Origin of the sequence: Olleya sp. Ti.3.14 (assembly GCF_038154885.1) — a bacterium.
In the GTDB taxonomy this organism is placed as follows: Bacteria; Bacteroidota; Bacteroidia; order Flavobacteriales; family Flavobacteriaceae; genus Olleya.
The window spans coordinates 154,607-170,728 of sequence record NZ_JBAKAO010000003.1 but is presented as its reverse complement, the minus strand read 5'-3'; the positions used below and the strand labels follow the sequence as shown (position 1 = coordinate 170,728).

Annotated in this window: 15 protein-coding genes; 11 read left to right on the top strand and 4 right to left on the bottom strand. The window is 32.2% G+C overall.

What is annotated here, in order from left to right:
- Window positions 1-14: 14 nt before the first annotated feature.
- Genes V6251_RS06975 through V6251_RS06925 form a run of 11 tightly spaced genes read left to right on the top strand, consistent with a single transcriptional unit; the run spans window position 15 to window position 12,046 of the window.
- Window positions 15-701: a TIGR04282 family arsenosugar biosynthesis glycosyltransferase gene (locus V6251_RS06975; protein WP_341587569.1), complete on the top strand. Its 687-nt coding sequence runs from the start codon at window positions 15-17 to the stop codon at window positions 699-701.
- A 44-nt stretch (window positions 702-745) separates the two neighbouring features.
- On the top strand, window positions 746-3,940 hold the full coding sequence (locus V6251_RS06970; protein WP_341587568.1) for a SusC/RagA family TonB-linked outer membrane protein: 3,195 nt from the start codon (window positions 746-748) through the stop codon (window positions 3,938-3,940).
- 10 nt (window positions 3,941-3,950) lie between these two features.
- On the top strand, window positions 3,951-5,396 hold the full coding sequence (locus V6251_RS06965; RefSeq protein WP_341587567.1) for a SusD/RagB family nutrient-binding outer membrane lipoprotein: 1,446 nt from the start codon (window positions 3,951-3,953) through the stop codon (window positions 5,394-5,396).
- A gap of 3 nt (window positions 5,397-5,399) precedes the next feature.
- On the top strand, window positions 5,400-6,734 hold the full coding sequence (locus tag V6251_RS06960; RefSeq protein WP_341587566.1) for a sodium:solute symporter family transporter: 1,335 nt from the start codon (window positions 5,400-5,402) through the stop codon (window positions 6,732-6,734).
- Window positions 6,719-7,546: a metallophosphoesterase family protein gene (locus V6251_RS06955; RefSeq protein WP_341587565.1), complete on the top strand. Its 828-nt coding sequence runs from the start codon at window positions 6,719-6,721 to the stop codon at window positions 7,544-7,546. Before V6251_RS06960 ends, V6251_RS06955 begins: the two co-directional genes overlap by 16 nt.
- Window positions 7,547-7,551: 5 nt before the next feature.
- The gene (locus V6251_RS06950; RefSeq protein ID WP_341587564.1) at window positions 7,552-8,064 is read left to right on the top strand and encodes a rhodanese-like domain-containing protein; all 513 of its coding nucleotides are present in this window, start codon (window positions 7,552-7,554) and stop codon (window positions 8,062-8,064) included.
- A 6-nt stretch (window positions 8,065-8,070) separates the two neighbouring features.
- On the top strand, window positions 8,071-8,691 hold the full coding sequence (locus V6251_RS06945; RefSeq protein ID WP_341587563.1) for a TIGR04282 family arsenosugar biosynthesis glycosyltransferase: 621 nt from the start codon (window positions 8,071-8,073) through the stop codon (window positions 8,689-8,691).
- Window positions 8,672-9,484: a purine-nucleoside phosphorylase gene (locus tag V6251_RS06940; RefSeq protein WP_341587562.1), complete on the top strand. Its 813-nt coding sequence runs from the start codon at window positions 8,672-8,674 to the stop codon at window positions 9,482-9,484. Before V6251_RS06945 ends, V6251_RS06940 begins: the two co-directional genes overlap by 20 nt.
- A gap of 56 nt (window positions 9,485-9,540) precedes the next feature.
- The gene (locus V6251_RS06935; protein WP_341587561.1) at window positions 9,541-10,422 is read left to right on the top strand and encodes a sterol desaturase family protein; all 882 of its coding nucleotides are present in this window, start codon (window positions 9,541-9,543) and stop codon (window positions 10,420-10,422) included.
- Window positions 10,419-11,324, top strand: a complete 906-nt coding sequence (locus V6251_RS06930; RefSeq protein ID WP_341587560.1) for a DUF547 domain-containing protein — start codon at window positions 10,419-10,421, stop codon at window positions 11,322-11,324. The genes V6251_RS06935 and V6251_RS06930 overlap by 4 nt, the downstream gene beginning before the upstream one ends.
- A gap of 32 nt (window positions 11,325-11,356) precedes the next feature.
- Complete coding sequence (locus tag V6251_RS06925; RefSeq protein ID WP_341587559.1) at window positions 11,357-12,046, top strand: TIGR04283 family arsenosugar biosynthesis glycosyltransferase; 690 nt, start codon at window positions 11,357-11,359, stop codon at window positions 12,044-12,046.
- Here the strand turns inward: V6251_RS06925 and V6251_RS06920 are convergent.
- The 4 genes from V6251_RS06920 to V6251_RS06905 form a co-directional block, all read right to left on the bottom strand.
- Entirely contained in the window at window positions 12,043-13,296 is a 1,254-nt protein-coding gene (locus tag V6251_RS06920) for a POTRA domain-containing protein (protein WP_341587558.1), read from the bottom strand. The two genes, V6251_RS06925 and V6251_RS06920, sit on opposite strands and share 4 nt — an antisense overlap.
- Window positions 13,297-14,295, bottom strand: a complete 999-nt coding sequence (locus V6251_RS06915) for a glycoside hydrolase family 113 (RefSeq protein ID WP_341587634.1) — start codon at window positions 14,293-14,295, stop codon at window positions 13,297-13,299.
- A gap of 74 nt (window positions 14,296-14,369) precedes the next feature.
- Window positions 14,370-15,233: a transporter gene (locus tag V6251_RS06910; RefSeq protein WP_341587557.1), complete on the bottom strand. Its 864-nt coding sequence runs from the start codon at window positions 15,231-15,233 to the stop codon at window positions 14,370-14,372.
- 41 nt (window positions 15,234-15,274) lie between these two features.
- Window positions 15,275-15,994, bottom strand: coding sequence for a DUF547 domain-containing protein (locus V6251_RS06905; RefSeq protein WP_341587556.1), 720 nt, complete (start codon window positions 15,992-15,994; stop codon window positions 15,275-15,277).
- Window positions 15,995-16,122: the final 128 nt, after the last annotated feature.

Genomic DNA, 16,122 nt, shown 5'->3' with positions numbered 1-16,122 from the left:
GCGGAAATCCATAAATGAAGACTAAAACTGCCATTTTAATTTTTTCTAATTCTGCTAAAGAGGATGCTAAACGCAAATCTTTTGCTGATAGTCAGTTGTTTGAAACTCTTACAAACGATACAATTAGAAAAGTTAAAAAAACAGGATTACCCTTTTTTCATTTTACCGAAACACAGCAACAAGGTTTAAACTTTGGTGATCGTTTTACAAATGCTATTCAATCGGTTTTTGATAGCGGTTTTACTAATGTAATTTCTATAGGAAACGACACACCACACTTAAAAACAAAACATATTAATGAAGCTTACCAAAAACTAAACAACAATGAGTTGGTTTTTGGACCATCAAAAGATGGTGGTTTTTATTTAATGGGTTTAACCAAAAACCTGTTTAATACTAAGCAGTTTAAAAATTTACCTTGGCAAACTTCAGCTTTAAAAAGCACTACATTACAATACTTATCTTCAACTAAAATCACTTTTAGCACACTTGAAACCTTAGAAGATATCGATTCGTTTAAAGACTTAAAAGCAATTTTAAATAGTTACAAAACGGTTTCAAAAGCACTAAAAACAATATTATTACAGCTATGTATTTCCGCGAAAGCGATACTTAAACACATAGTATTTCAATACCTAATATTACCACAACAATTACCTTTTAACAAAGGGTCTCCTAAATTAGTTTCCGTTAAAAACTAAAGGCTTTTAGCCAAAAAATTACTGAAACTAATCTTTATTATTTAATGAAACACATTTACCTATGTGCTTTGCTTCTTGTTTGTACATTTAGCGTTGCACAAACTACAATTACTGGTACTGTAACAAGTGCACAAGATGGTCAAACTTTAGCGTATGTTAATATTTTGGCAGACCAAAATAATGGAACAACAACCAATGGGTTTGGTGACTATTCTATTATAATTTCTGACGAAACGGAACACTTAACATTCTCATTTATTGGGTACAAAACACAACAAATTGCAACTAATAATCAATCGGTTATTAATGTTATTTTAGAAGAAGACACCTCTAATTTAGACGAAGTAGTCATTACTGCTTTGGGGCTTGAACGCGACACTAAAGAGCTTGGATATGTAGTACAATCCTTAAAAAGTGAAGGTTTAACCGAAGTTAAAACGGTTAACTTTATCGATAATCTTGCTGGTAAACTTGCAGGTGTAACAGTCTCTCAAGGTGCCACAGGTGTTGGATCGTCTTCAAAAATAACTATTCGTGGTGAAGCCTCTTTCTCTAACAACAATCCTCTATTTGTTGTCGATGGTGTCCCTATCAATAACAATACTGTTTTCAACTTTACAAACGAAGCTGCTGCTGGTTTTCAGGAAATAGATTTTGGAAATGGAGCTATGGAAGTTAATGCTGATGATATTGAAGAGGTTTCTGTCTTAAAAGGTCCAAGTGCTGCTGCTTTATATGGTACGCGCGCATCAAACGGAGTGATTGTTATTAAAACCAAAGATGGTAAAAAAACTAAAGGTTTAGGAATTAGTATTAACACGTCGTTATTTGTTGACAATGCGTTTAGATTACCAGAATTTCAGAATAGTTACGGTCAAGGTAATTCTGGACAATTTGAATACGTTGATGGTCTTGGAGGTGGAATTAATGATAACATCACCTATTCTTGGGGACCACAATTGGATGCTGGTATTTACATTCCGCAATTTAATAGTCCAGTAACATTAGCAAACGGAACTATTGTACGTGGTGGAGATACTGCTTTATATTCTGGTGACGCTATTACACCAACCTTATTTCAGTCTAATCCAGACAACTTAAAAGATTTTTATCAAACAGGAATTACTACAATAAACAATATTGCTATTTCTAATGGTTTTGATACTGGTGATTATAGATTATCGTTTACAGATTTAAGAAGCGAATCTATTATTCCTGGTGTAAATTTAGATCGACAAACTGTTGCTGCAAAACTAAATTTTGAGCCTACAGAAAAAACGACTATTTCAACCTCATTATCTTACACCAATTCTACAAGTGATAACAGACCATCTAACGGTTATGGTAGCGAAAATGTAAATTACAGCTTGGTAGCTTGGGGACCACGAAGCCTTGATATTAATAGCTTAAAAAACTATTGGCAACCAGGTTTAGAAGGTGTACAACAATATAGTTTTAACTACACCTTTTTTGATAATCCTTATTTTATTTTATACGAAAACACAAATAGTTTTAATCGTGATCGTGTCTTCGGAAACGTAGCTATTACACATAAATTTACAGACCATTTAAATCTTCAGGTTAGAACAGGAATGGATTATTCGTCTGAAAAAAGAATACTAAAACGTGCGTATTCTAGTAATCGTTTTCAAAATGGTGCTTACGCAGAACACGATGTGTTTTACAGAGAAGTTAACACCGATTTTCTATTAAACTATAATAATACGTTTGGCGATTTTAAACTAGATATATCTATTGGTGGAAACCGATTAAACCAGACAGCATCAACCAAGCAATCACAAACGGTTAGTTTGGCGCAACCTGGAATTTTTAATTTAAATAATGCTGCATCACCTATTGAAGTGTTTCAGTTTGAATCTAAAAAACGTATCAATTCCTTTTATGGAATTGCAAAATTAGGCTATAAAGATTTTCTGTTTTTAGACATTACTGGTCGTAATGATTGGTCTAGTGCTTTAGCAACCCCTTTTTCGGTGGATGGTACTTCTTTTTTCTATCCTTCGGCTTCAGCCAGTTTTATTTTATCTAATGTTGCAGAGCTTCCTGAAGCTGTATCTTTTGCAAAGTTAAGAGCCAGTGTAGCACAAGTTGGTAACGATACTAATCCGTATCAAACTTCCGGAGCTTTTGTATCGCAAACACCTTTTAATAGTCAACCTACTTTTAGTAATCAGGATTTTATTCCTAACTCTGAATTAAAACCAGAAAGCACTACAAATTACGAGTTTGGTGCAGATTTACGTTTCTTGAAAGATCGTATTCGTTTTGACTTTACCTATTATAATGCTATAACTAAAGATCAAATAATTTCATTACCAATACCAATTTCGTCAGGTTATGAACAACAAGTTGTAAATGGTGGAAAAGTAAAATCGACTGGTGTCGAAATTATTGCTGGCTTCACTCCTATTAAAACGTCTAGTTTTAAATGGAATACAACCTTCAATTTTGCTAAAAACAAAGCAACTATTGAAGAGTTACCTCAAGAAGATGGACGTTTAACTTTGGCTTATAGCCGAATTTATGATAGTGCCAATCAAACGGTTTGGTTTCAAGTTGAAGAAGGTGGACAGATTGGAGACATTTATGGTACAGGTTATAGTACTAACCCAACTGGAGAATTTGTTTTAGATGACCAAGGTAATTACATCAGCAATAATTTTTTGCAGAAACTTGGAAATTATAATCCAGATTTCACATTAGGTTGGAACAATGACTTTAGCTATAAAAATTGGACTGCAAGCTTTTTATTTGACTGGAGACAAGGTGGCGAAATTGTATCAAGAACTAGCGCATTAGGTAATGTTGGAGGACAATTAGCCGAAACAGAATACAGACCTGATGAAGGTATTGTTGCAGAAGGAGTTAATGTTAATACAGGTTTACCAAATACTGTAGCTATATCTGCAGAAAGCTATTACAGACAATTTTATGACAGAAATCAAGAACAAAATAACATCTATGACGCGTCTTACTTAAAATTGAGACAATTTTCTATTGGTTACAATTTTAAGCTAAAAGAAGGCTTTTTAGGGTTAGAAGAAGGTGGTGATATTGCCATATCCTTAATTGGTCGCAATTTGTTTGTTATTACTGAAAACCCACATTTTGACCCAGAACAATTAGCAGTACAAGGTAACGGTTTTGTTAGTGGTGTGGAAGACATGAGTTATGCCACATCTCGCAGTTTTGGATTAAAAGCAAGTTTAATTTTTTAATAGACACATCATGAAAAACACATTATACATATTAAGCTTTTTTACGCTTGTTTTAATGACAAGTTGCACTAAAGACTTTGAAGACATAAACACCAATCCTAATGCGCCAAACACAGTACAACCTAATTTACTACTACGTCAGGTTATTTATGATTTTGGGGAACAAATGAGTTACGAAGGTTTTGTTGCAGGTGATTTATTATCGCAACACAGAACTGCTTTAGACTTTAACCTATTTGACAGACATGATTTAAAATCGCCACAATTAGGAGGAAATCCTTGGCCAATATTTTACACCAATTTACGTGATAACGAGATTATATTAACTCAATCCAAAACAACCTCAACCTTTAAGGTTTATGAAGGTCCTGCTTTAATTTTAAAAGCATATATGGCAGCAGGATTAACAGATTTGTTTGGTGATGTACCTTATTTTGAAGCCTTTAATGGAATTGAGGGAACCGTTACACCAAGCTATGACAGTCAAGAATCTATTTATTTAAATGAAAATGGGATATTAGATAACCTTAATAAAGGGATTGAAGCTATTACAAATTACGATTTAGCGATTCCGTTGGAAGGAGATATTTTATTTAATGGTGATTTAGACGCTTGGGTAAAATTTGCAAATAGTTTAAAATTGAAATATTTGCTTCGTATTTCCGATCAAGTGGATGTATCAAATGACTTACAAACCTTATATAATGAAGGTAATTATATTTCAGCTACAGCTGAAAATGCTATTTTCAACTTTACAAACACAGATCCAAATAGCTTTAGATTAGCTCAATTAAGAGTAGGAGATTTCAATAATTTTGTCTTATCGGAAACGATGGAAAATATTTTAATTGACCTAAATGATGATAGAATAAGCACTTTTTTCAAACCTTTTGAAAACTCGTCCTCCAATCAATTTAATGGTTTAATTAATGGTATTGACGCCTCATCAACATCAATTGCTTTAGCAGACTACTCTTTAGCAGGAAGTGCTTTTAGAGAAGACACTTCGGTTTTGGATGCCAATTTTATAACCTCTTGGGAAGTTCATTTTATTTTAGCTGAAGCTGCTTTAAAAGGGTTAATTAGTGCCAATGCACAAGAATTATATGAAACTGGAGTTTCACAAGCTTTTGAATATTGGCAAACCGACTTACCTGCAACTTACCTAACAACCAATGCTGCTTATAATGCACCAGGAACAACGCCTTTACAACAAATTATCACCCAAAAATGGATTGCCAATCTTATAAATGGTTATGAAGGTTGGCTAGAATACAGACGCACAGGTTTTCCTGAGTTTAATGCAATATCTGCAAGTTTAAACAATGGATTAATACCTGTAAGAATGCCTTATCCTGCAGAAGAAGAAGCTTTAAATGCCGAAAACTATAATCAAGCAGCAAGTGCAACTAATGGTAACGATATTAACTTCCCAGTTTGGTGGGACCAAAACTAAAAAATGAGTACAGAAATTTGGCAATGGGTTTTAGTGATCGCTTCAAGTTTAATCTTGTTTGCCTTATCACCTTATGCAAAAACCACTGCATCTTTTTTTAAAGCTAATCACAACAAAAAGTCGCCAAATGTTTTAGTGCTAACTGGTAGTTTAATAATCTCTTGGATTTTTGCTAAAAGCATTACTAATGCTGCTAATTTAGGCCTAGATTTTGGTTTGGTTGGAGGTGTCGCTTATGCTGGATATTATCTAAGTTTTGCGGTTGCTGGATTACTAATTTATCAATTACGTACCAAAGGTGGCTTTACAAGTATCCATGACTTTTTAACTAGTAAATATGGCAAAAAAGCGGTTGCTGTGTTCACGTTTTTAATCATCATTAGATTATTTAATGAAGTTTGGAGTAATACCATGGTTATTGGCTCTTACTTTGGTGAAACTGGAAGTGCTAGCTATTACACAGCCATAATAGTATTTACATTATTAACCCTTAGCTACGCTATTAAAGGTGGATTAAGCAGCTCGATATTTACAGACGTGATACAAATGATTTTATTTTCGGTATTATTAATCATTATTTTATATACAATTTTTTCAGTTGAAAACTTTAGCACAAAAGACATTGTAACTTCAGGAACTTGGAGTTTTGAACTAGGTTTAAACCTCTTTTTTGCTGCCATTATACAATCCTTTAGCTACCCTTTTCATGATCCTGTGTTAACAGACAGAGCTTTTATTAGTTCCCCAAAAGTGACTAGAAAAAGCTTTTTGTGGGCTAGTTTATTAGGAGCTATTTGCATTGTACTTTTTAGTTTAATTGGTGTGTATGCACAAACTCAAGGTTTAAAAGGACAAGCAGCTGTAGAGGTTGGAAAAGCATTTGGAGTTGTGGTATTATTAGTCATTAATTTTATTATGATTACCTCAGCAGCATCAACCTTAGATTCAACGTTTTCATCGTTTTCAAAATTATTGGCAGTCGATTTGGGATTAGGCAAAAGCCTAACATTTGGTAGATTAGCAATGGTAGCCATTGCTGTACTTGGTACAATTCCCATATTTTTTAATGCCGAAATCCTCTCTGCCACCACAATATCTGGAACTATGGTCATTGGTTTAACACCAATATTTGTGTTCTGGAATTATAAAGTGCCAAAAATCAGTTTTTATTTAAGTATTGGCTGTGGCATCCTTTTTGGCTTTTTATTAGTATTCAAAGTTTTCCCAGAAGGTTTAATTTTTACAAAGGGTCGTTATGCCGATTTACTTTGGGTAAATGTTTGGGGGATTTTTAGTTGTAACCTTTTATATTTCGTTCCTAGATGGATAAAACAATAAATAATATAGGCACATTATCTGGTAAAGTCTTACTTTTTGGAGGCGTTTACAGTAATCTTCAAGCCTTAGAAGCACTTAAAGCTGTAGCTGAACAACAACATATAGCTCCAGAAAATTGTATTTGCACAGGAGACGTTGTTGGCTATTGCGCACAACCTGAAGAAACGGTTCAGCTTTTAAAAATTTGGAATGCTAAAAGTATTTTAGGAAATGTAGAAATCCAATTAACCGAAGGTGAAGCTGATTGTGGATGCGATTTTACTGAAGGCTCACGATGTGATGGCTTTTCTAAACTTTGGTATCCTTATGCACAAAGCAAACTAAGCAAAAACTCGATAGCGTATTTAGCAACGTTTCCTGATCATATCACTTTTAATTATGCTAATAAAAAAGTAACCGTTGTACATGGTGATTATTTTAATGTATCGGAGTTTGTATTTAAATCTACCGACTGGAATACTAAGGCCAAAACAATAGACAAAACTAAAAGCGATGTTATTATTGCTGGACATTGCGGATTACCTTTTAGTCATGAGCAAGACAACAAATTATGGTTAAATCCAGGTGTTATTGGTATGCCTGCTAATGATGGATCACCACAAGTTTGGTATGCCATTTTAGAAGAAATTAATGGTGAAATGAAATTTACGCATCATACGCTCGACTATAATTACAAGCTAACTAATAGTTTAATGAAAAACAGTTTATTACCAGAAGAATACGCAAGAACAATTGTGACTGGTATTTGGGATAATACTGAGATTTTACCAGCTATTGAAAGTGGATTACAAGGCTTTGGACTTAATTTATAAATCACATGAAAACAGTATTATTTTTATTTATAAGTCTTTTTACTGCGCAAAGCATAGCACAAGACACGTTGGATGAGTTACTAAAAAAACACAACAAAAACAGCGTCCCTTATATTTCTGTGCAAGAATTAGCAATGCCAAAAACAGACGCTATTATTCTAGATGCAAGAGAACCTAAAGAGTTTGAAGTCAGTCACATTAAAAATGCAACTTTAGTAGGTTACGATTTTTTTGACATTAAAACAGTTACCAATCAATACACTAATAAAGAACAAAAAATAGTAGTCTATTGCTCTTTAGGAATACGATCGGAAAACATTGCAAAAAAACTAAAAGATGAAGGTTACACAAACGTATTTAATCTATATGGAGGTATTTTCGAGTGGAAAAACAATGATTTTACTGTAGTAGATTCCGAAGACAATGAAACAGAACAAATACATACTTTTAATGAAGCTTGGAGCAAATGGTTAACTAAAGGGATAAAAGTATTTGAAACAACTTCTACAAAAAAATAAAAATTCATGCATAAAAATCTAGTAATAACCTTTACCAGAAACCCTGAATTAGGAAAAGTAAAAACAAGATTAGCTAAGACTATTGGCAATATTTCCGCTTTAGCGATATATAAAAAATTATTAGAACACACTGAAAATGTTTTACAACAAATAGACTGTGACAAGGCAGTATATTACTCGGTTAAAATTAGAGAAAACGACCTTTGGAATCCTGACATATATCAAAAACATCAACAAGTTGGAGACCACTTAGGCATAAGAATGTCTAATGCCTTTAAAACTGGTTTTGATGCTGGCTACACTAAAATAGTTATAGTTGGTAGCGATTTATACGACCTAAAACCCGAACATATTAATAATGCTTTTGATGCTTTAGACAACAATGATGCAGTGATTGGACCTGCAATAGATGGTGGCTACTATCTTTTAGGAATGAAACAATTGCATCCTGCTGTTTTTGAAAATAAATCTTGGGGAACCGAAACAGTTTTTGAAGACACCATGAAAGATTTAGTTAAGGAAAACGTATTTTTGTTAGAACCATTAAATGATGTTGACACATACGAAGATATGTCCAACAACCAAACCTTAAAAGCCTTAATTGAACATGATAAAGCAAATAAATAAAACCGTAGAATACCTAAAAGAAAAAGGATTTGACCAACCAGAAGTTGGTATTATTCTAGGAACTGGATTAGGAAAATTAACGGATGAACTTGAAGTTATTCAAGAGGTGAGTTATAATCACATTCCTAATTTCCCTACAGCTACTGTCGAGTTTCATAAAGGAAAATTAATTTACGGAACATTAGCTGGAAAAAAAATAATTGTAATGCAAGGTCGTTTTCATGTTTATGAAGGTTACAGCTTGCAAGATGTTACGTACCCAGTTAGAGTTATGGAAAAATTGGGTATCAAAACATTATTGGTATCTAATGCTTCTGGAGCTATTAATTTAGACTTTAAGAAAGGCGAATTAATGCTTATTGACGATCATATTAACCTACAAGGAAGTTCACCTCTAGCTTTTAAAGGAGTTGCTGAGCTTGGCGAGCGTTTTGCAGATATGAGTGCGCCTTATGATTTAGACATTAATGCAAAAATTAAAGCTATAGCAAAAGCTAATAATATAAAATTACACGAAGGTGTTTATGCTAGTGTTGTTGGGCCACAATTAGAAACTAGAGCAGAATACCGCATGCTTAAAATTATTGGTGCAGATGCAGTAGGAATGAGTACTGTACCTGAAGTTATTGTCGCCAATCATTTAAATTTAAAGGTAGCTGCAGTGTCAGTTTTAACAGACGAATGCGACCCAAGTAATCTAAAACCTGTAGATATTGGTGAGATTATAGCTATGGCTAATCAAGCAGAGCCTGATATGATTACACTATTTAAAGGATTGATAGAATCATTATAACACGATGTAACTTTAGTTACATCAAAAAAGTAACTAAAAGGCTAATTTAGCCAACTATGGAAAAGTATTTAGACATTATAAAAAACGCCTACTTTGGCTATTGGAACTACCTAAAACACCAAATTATATTCCCAAATAATTGGGACAACTATTTTTATGGATTAATCATAATATCATTATTTGTTTGGGGTTTAGAAATTCTGTTTCCTTGGCGTAAAAAGCAATCTATTTTTCGTAAGGATTTTTGGTTGGATACGTTTTACATGTTTTTTAATTTCTTTTTACTAAATCTTATTATTTTAATAGCACTATCTAATACTGCTGCTGGTTTTTTTGATGATATTTTGGGCGTTGTTGGTTTATCAATTTCAAGTTTTCAACTGTTTGATGTAGATAATTTACCATTGTGGTTAGGCTTATTTATATTTTTTATAATCTCTGACTTTACGCAATGGATAACTCATAATTTATTACATCGTTTTGAGTTTTTATGGAACTTCCATAAAGTACATCACAGCGTTAAAGAAATGGGATTTGCAGCCCATTTACGTTACCATTGGATGGAACCGGTTTTATACAAATCCATGCTATACATCCCTATTGCAATAATTGGTGGTTTTGATGCGCAACATGTAGCAATAGTCCACTTTTTTGCAATAACCGTTGGACACTTAAATCATGCCAATTTAGGTTGGGATTATGGTGTTTTAAAATATGTATTTAACAATCCAAAAATGCACATTTGGCATCATGTAAAACACTTACCAGAGCACACAAAATTTGGAGTCAACTTTGGGATAACCCTAAGTATTTGGGATTATATTTTTAAAACCAATTACATACCACATGATGGTCGTGATATCGAGTTAGGTTTTGAAGGAGATGAGCACTTTCCAAAAGATTTTATTAGTCAAGAATTATATCCTTTAAAAAAATGAAACAACTTTTAGCTTTAGTATTATTAGTCTTGTTTTGCGCTTGTAAAAGCACAAAACAAACTGCACAAAATACCCAAACAGCAACTAATAACTTTAAAAAAGAAGCTATAGCTGAAGCTGAAATTAAAACGGACAACAATTCTAAAACCGAAACTAAGGCACTAAAAGAAAACACGGTTTTAAAAGCCAAAACTGAGATACAACAAGATACCACAATTGTTTTTAATCAAGCACTTACGAAAACAGAGCATTCTAACATTCATTTTTTATGGGATGAATTATTACAAAAACATGTTTCTGATAACGGAAATGTAAACTATAAATCATTTAAAACCGATCATAAAAAATTATTAGAATACATACATATTCTCGCTTTAATAAAGTCTAAACCTGAATTTGATTCTATTTTAAAAGTAGAAAAACTAGCCTTTTGGATTAATGCATACAACGCGTTAACAATAGATTTAATTATAAAAAACTATCCTGTAAAAAGCATAAAAGACATCAAAGATCCTTGGGGTCAAAAACTTTGGAAACTAGGAGACAAATGGTATAGTTTAGAAGACATTGAACACGAAATTTTACGAAAAATGGACGAACCACGTATACATTTTGCTATTGTTTGCGCCTCTTATTCTTGTCCTAAATTACAAAACACTGCATTTATAGCTTCAAATTTAGAAACGCAATTAACTTTGGCTACTCAAGAGTTTTTAAGTGATACAAACCGAAATGAAATCTCTGAAAACGTTTTAAAACTATCTAAAATCTTTAAATGGTTTAGTAAAGATTTTGAACAAAACGGAAGTTTAATTGATTTTTTGAACAAGTATACAGACGTAACAATTTCAGCGAAAGCTAAAATTAGTTACAAAGATTACAACTGGGACTTAAATAACTAAAACCAACCTAATAAAACTTACGTAAATACAGCATGATAAGTATTATTATTCCGGTTTTAAATGAAGCTAAACACATTACAGAAGTACTATATCATTTAATTGATAATGCTTCTTTAAACACCATCCAAGAGATTATAGTTGTGGATGGTGGAAGTACAGACAATACCGTTTCAATTATCCAAGCATTAGGTTTAAATATTAAAGTTTTACATTCTGAAAAAGGTCGTGCTAAACAAATGAATCTTGGTGCCAAAGCTTCAAAAGGTGATATACTTTATTTTTTACACGCAGATTCTTTTCCGCCTAACAGATATGACCAATTAATTTTAGATGAAATTAAAAAAGGTAATAATGCTGGTTGTTTTAGATTACAATTTGATAGCAACCATTGGTGGCTACGTTTTACTAGTTGGTTAACTCAATTTTCATGGCGTGCAAGTCGTGGTGGTGATCAAAGTCAGTTTATAACCAAAGCGTTATTTGATGATATTGGTGGTTATGATGAAAATTACATTATCTACGAAGACAATATTTTAATAAATGAACTTTATAAACGCAAAGAATTTGTTGTGATTAACCATAAGCTTAAAACCTCAGCTAGACTATATCAAAAACATGGCATTTGGACACTACAATATCATTATTTAGTCATATATATAAAAAAATGGTTTGGTGCTTCTGCTGAAGTACTACACCAGTACTACAAAAAACATATTTCTTAAAAATACTGTCCTATACCAAAGACTAATCCTTGACCATCTTTTTCTGAAATTCCGTAACCATAATCTATCCTAAAAATAGCATTAAAAATAGATTTGTGTATAAAACGCAAGCCTACACCTGGAAACACTCGTAAGTTATCAGCATCACCAAAATCTCCTAAATCTCCACCAGGATTTCGCCAGCTTCCTGCATCTACAAACGCATTACCTTGCAATGCAAACCAACCTTTTTCATATAATGTATGTCTATATTCCGTATTTAAAACAACTGCTCCTGTACCTCTATCAATGGTATTACCAACACCTCTAATATTTAAATTATTATCTACTGAAAAAGGTGCAAAAGGCGTTTCGTCATTACTAGATAATCCTAACCTAACACGTGTTGCCCAATTCCCTCTTTGCCCTACTCTTTTGTAATAATTAAAATCATTCCATCCAATTAAAAATTCAGGTAAATCATCACTAGTAGACGTTACATATTGTACATTTAATTGACTTTTAAAACCCGAAACGTATTGATAATTGTAATCTAGATTATTGTATTCGTATATGGCTTTATACAATAATTTATTAACACTCAATGCTTGAGGAACATCAGGATTGGTTGCTCCTGACTGATATTCATACTCTTCTAAAAAAGAATTAATACCAAACTCAAAACGGTTATTAAAATTAGGCTGATACAATCCTAAAACTTCAAAAGATTTGTTTCTGTATCTATAATCTGAAGTGGTATTATCAAAAAAAACAGGCTCTAAAGTTTGTAAATCTTGATGATTAATGGCCAAACCAAACTGACGACTAAATAAATAAGGTGCTCTAAAATTTATACCATATGAGCTGAATATATCTTTTTGATAAAATCCACCAAAAATCATGTTTTGCCCTAACAAATTAAATTCATAAACACCAAGTCTATAAGCAAACTCGCCATCATTTGAGGTATATACATTAAAAGAAGGTATAATGGTAAAATTTTCTTCGATATTATAAAACACATTATAATCTCCATTTTCTGAAGGAAATACTTGATAATACGCATGAGATACAGATGGTAATCGTTTTAATAATTTAATATCTTCATCCAATTGGGTACTATCTAAAACTGCACCAGATTTAGCATTAGCTACTTTTTTGACAAAACTAGACTTTAGCTTTTTATTTCCTTGGATTTTAACATCAGATATGTTTTGTGATTGTGCGATAGTAACACCAAAAAAGGCTAAAACAAATAATAAATACTTCATCTAATTTACTTTATAATGTTTTTTAATAAGTGTTTCTGCAGGTTTATTTTGTGGTGTAAATCTATTATTATCAACACCTCCAACTTTATCATGATTAATAAACCATTTCCAGACAAAACCTCCAGCAAACCAGTCTTCTTTCCAGAAAGCTTCAAATAAAGCTTTGGTAGTATTAACCTGTGCTTCTAGATTTACTTTTTCTTCAATTCTATCTACAGTCCATGGTGCTTTTCCTGCATAATCTACACTACGGTAACCAAACTCGGTAAACAAAATTGGTTTATTATATTTTTCAGTAAACTCTACTATTGTTTTTTTATGCTTTATCCAACCCTTTAAACACTCTTCTACAGTGGGTGTTTTACTATCACTAACCGGAAAATAGGCATCAATACCAATATAATCTAATTGTTCCCAAAAAGGTGTTTTTGTATACTCATTCCAATTAGCTGCGTAAGTTAATTTACCTTTATAAATAGCTCTGACCTTAGTAATTAAATTAAACCAATAGTCTGGTCGCTCTTCCACAAAGTTCTCTAATTCTGTACCAATACAAAAAATTTCTGCTTTTGTATCTTGAGCCACTTGAGCAAAATCCAGAATATATTTAGTGTAAGTTTCTTCTAAGATTTTCCAATCCGCTTCAGTTTTCATTGTTATAAAACCAGTAAACTCGCCATGCCAAACCCAAAGTTGCGGTTTAAGCATGATTTTAATGTTGTCTTTTTTTAAGGCATTTACATACTGTTTGCCACCTATTTTAGTCTCACCAAACCATTGTCTTTCGGCTCCATAACTAACTTCAGGATGAGCTAAATCTTTAATAACACCAAAAGGCATAATGGCAGCATAATTAGCATTAACATTTAAAAGTGGATCTATATTTTGCTGAGTAATACTATCTCTGTGCGCCACAAAACTTACTCCGTTTATTTTTTTGTCTTGTGTTGTACAAGATTGAAGTAAAATTGTAATAAGTAAAAGCTGAATAAAGCGCATCATGTTTTTTTACTAAATATAAATAAATCCCGCTTTTCAGCAGGATATATTTACTTTTAAATTAATGTTACTTATTAAAATAAGGCTCTTAAACCAATATTAAAAGATTGTCCTAAACCAGTATTGCTTCCTCTAACAAATTTAGAGTACAAGGTTTCAATATTTAACACATCACTAATTTGGTATTTTGCTCCTCCTCCAACTGCAGTAAAATCTTGCTCAAAATCATTACCTGTATCTATACGTTGTGAGTGTTGTACTAATCCTAAAACTGTAAATTTAGAACTCGGGAAATAACTTAAAAACAAACCTGGTGTTAAGCTTAAACTGTTATTAGCAAAACTATCTTCTTTTTTACCAAAGTGATATTCTGTATTAAGCTCTGTAAACAATTGCCATTTAGAGTTGAAATTGTAATCATAAAAAAAACGATTTTGAAACGTAAACCCTTTTTGATCTAAAAACACTCCGTTTTCACTTTCGTTATCAACTAAAGGAATATGAAACGCTGTCTGGATAGTAAAATTACTAACACTTTTAATAGGGTTAAATTTAACTGCAGGCGCAAAAGATGTAAAACCAGAACGTGCAGTATTTGATTCACCATCAAATTTAAACACATCTAAAGCATCACGATTTCCAATAACATTAGATCTAAACTCTAATAGTAAACCAACATTAAAGCGGTTATTAGCACTAATACCTGTAAACACATCTACAGTTGATGTAAAATAAGTTTCTCTAGCTTCAGTACCAGATGTAAACGTACTTTCTGTTTGTGTATAAAGATTATTAAAAAACTTAATATCCCATTGTCCTTGACTTAATAATTTAGAAGGTGTGTAGGTTTGAATATTACTTCCTGAAGTGTCATCATCTTGAGAAAAACCAGTTATTGAGGTTGTAATAGCAAATAGTAGTAAAGTTAGTTTTTTCATGCTTTTTTTGTTTTGCTTTCCGCGAAAGCGTTATATTTTTTTTATTGTTTGTTAAGTTTCCAGTTATAAGAAAAGTACTTTAACTTATAATTTTTAGGTATTGTATTAGTTCTGTATTTATTTATAAATTCAATTTCAGTCATACCATTTTGCACAAAATCTTCATTGTACCATTTCATGATTTCAGAAGCTTCAACCGTTTTCTTTTTATCATTTACCTTCACAAAATAATCACCATTTAACGCTAATTTAGTTTGCTGCTCCAATTGTGCATCAAGTGTTTTTGGCAAATAAGCATTAGCAATTAAAGGCGGACAACCATTGGCACCACAAACAAGTACAAAATGAAATCTTGCATCTTTAAACTTGGCTCTTAACAATTCATTTTCAATGGTATTTAATGTCACCTTTTGTCCTGCTAAACTGTAAGTTGTTTTATCAAAAAAACCAGCTTTATCCAATGGTGAAGCTATCGGATAATTGTCAACAATCCCTTTAATAACAGACAAATTATAAGCATTAATCCAAAAAGCTTGATAGTTTTTAGCATCTGTTTTATCCACAGTAATATGATCTGCAATAGTTAAAATTGTGTTTAAACTAACCACGTTTTCCTTTACTGCTTTATAATCTACTTTACCTTTAACCACGTAGGATTTTAAAAAGGCGTCTGTTTGTGTAAAAAAGTCGTTAAGGGTTTGCGCTTTCGCGGAAAATAATCCGCTGACAACAAGTACAATTATTAGGCTATTTTTAATCATTATATTGGGTTTTAAATCTTTGTAACATTAAATAAGTCTTAACATTTAACAAAAACTTTCAAAAAATAAAAAAAAAAAATTAACGTCTCAATGTTTTTCAAAACCTTACAAACACTAGTAATTTAAAC

Coding starts and splice junctions, on each gene's coding strand:
- V6251_RS06955 (WP_341587565.1), top strand. CDS start 6,719: ATGGATAAAACAATAAATAATATAGGCACATTATCTGGTAAAGTCTTA.
- V6251_RS06925 (WP_341587559.1), top strand. CDS start 11,357: ATGATAAGTATTATTATTCCGGTTTTAAATGAAGCTAAACACATTACA.
- V6251_RS06940 (WP_341587562.1), top strand. CDS start 8,672: ATGATAAAGCAAATAAATAAAACCGTAGAATACCTAAAAGAAAAAGGA.
- V6251_RS06970 (WP_341587568.1), top strand. CDS start 746: ATGAAACACATTTACCTATGTGCTTTGCTTCTTGTTTGTACATTTAGC.
- V6251_RS06920 (WP_341587558.1), bottom strand. CDS start 13,296: ATGAAGTATTTATTATTTGTTTTAGCCTTTTTTGGTGTTACTATCGCA.
- V6251_RS06910 (WP_341587557.1), bottom strand. CDS start 15,233: ATGAAAAAACTAACTTTACTACTATTTGCTATTACAACCTCAATAACT.
- V6251_RS06915 (WP_341587634.1), bottom strand. CDS start 14,295: ATGCGCTTTATTCAGCTTTTACTTATTACAATTTTACTTCAATCTTGT.
- V6251_RS06905 (WP_341587556.1), bottom strand. CDS start 15,994: ATGATTAAAAATAGCCTAATAATTGTACTTGTTGTCAGCGGATTATTT.
- V6251_RS06960 (WP_341587566.1), top strand. CDS start 5,400: ATGAGTACAGAAATTTGGCAATGGGTTTTAGTGATCGCTTCAAGTTTA.
- V6251_RS06930 (WP_341587560.1), top strand. CDS start 10,419: ATGAAACAACTTTTAGCTTTAGTATTATTAGTCTTGTTTTGCGCTTGT.
- V6251_RS06945 (WP_341587563.1), top strand. CDS start 8,071: ATGCATAAAAATCTAGTAATAACCTTTACCAGAAACCCTGAATTAGGA.
- V6251_RS06965 (WP_341587567.1), top strand. CDS start 3,951: ATGAAAAACACATTATACATATTAAGCTTTTTTACGCTTGTTTTAATG.
- V6251_RS06975 (WP_341587569.1), top strand. CDS start 15: ATGAAGACTAAAACTGCCATTTTAATTTTTTCTAATTCTGCTAAAGAG.
- V6251_RS06935 (WP_341587561.1), top strand. CDS start 9,541: ATGGAAAAGTATTTAGACATTATAAAAAACGCCTACTTTGGCTATTGG.
- V6251_RS06950 (WP_341587564.1), top strand. CDS start 7,552: ATGAAAACAGTATTATTTTTATTTATAAGTCTTTTTACTGCGCAAAGC.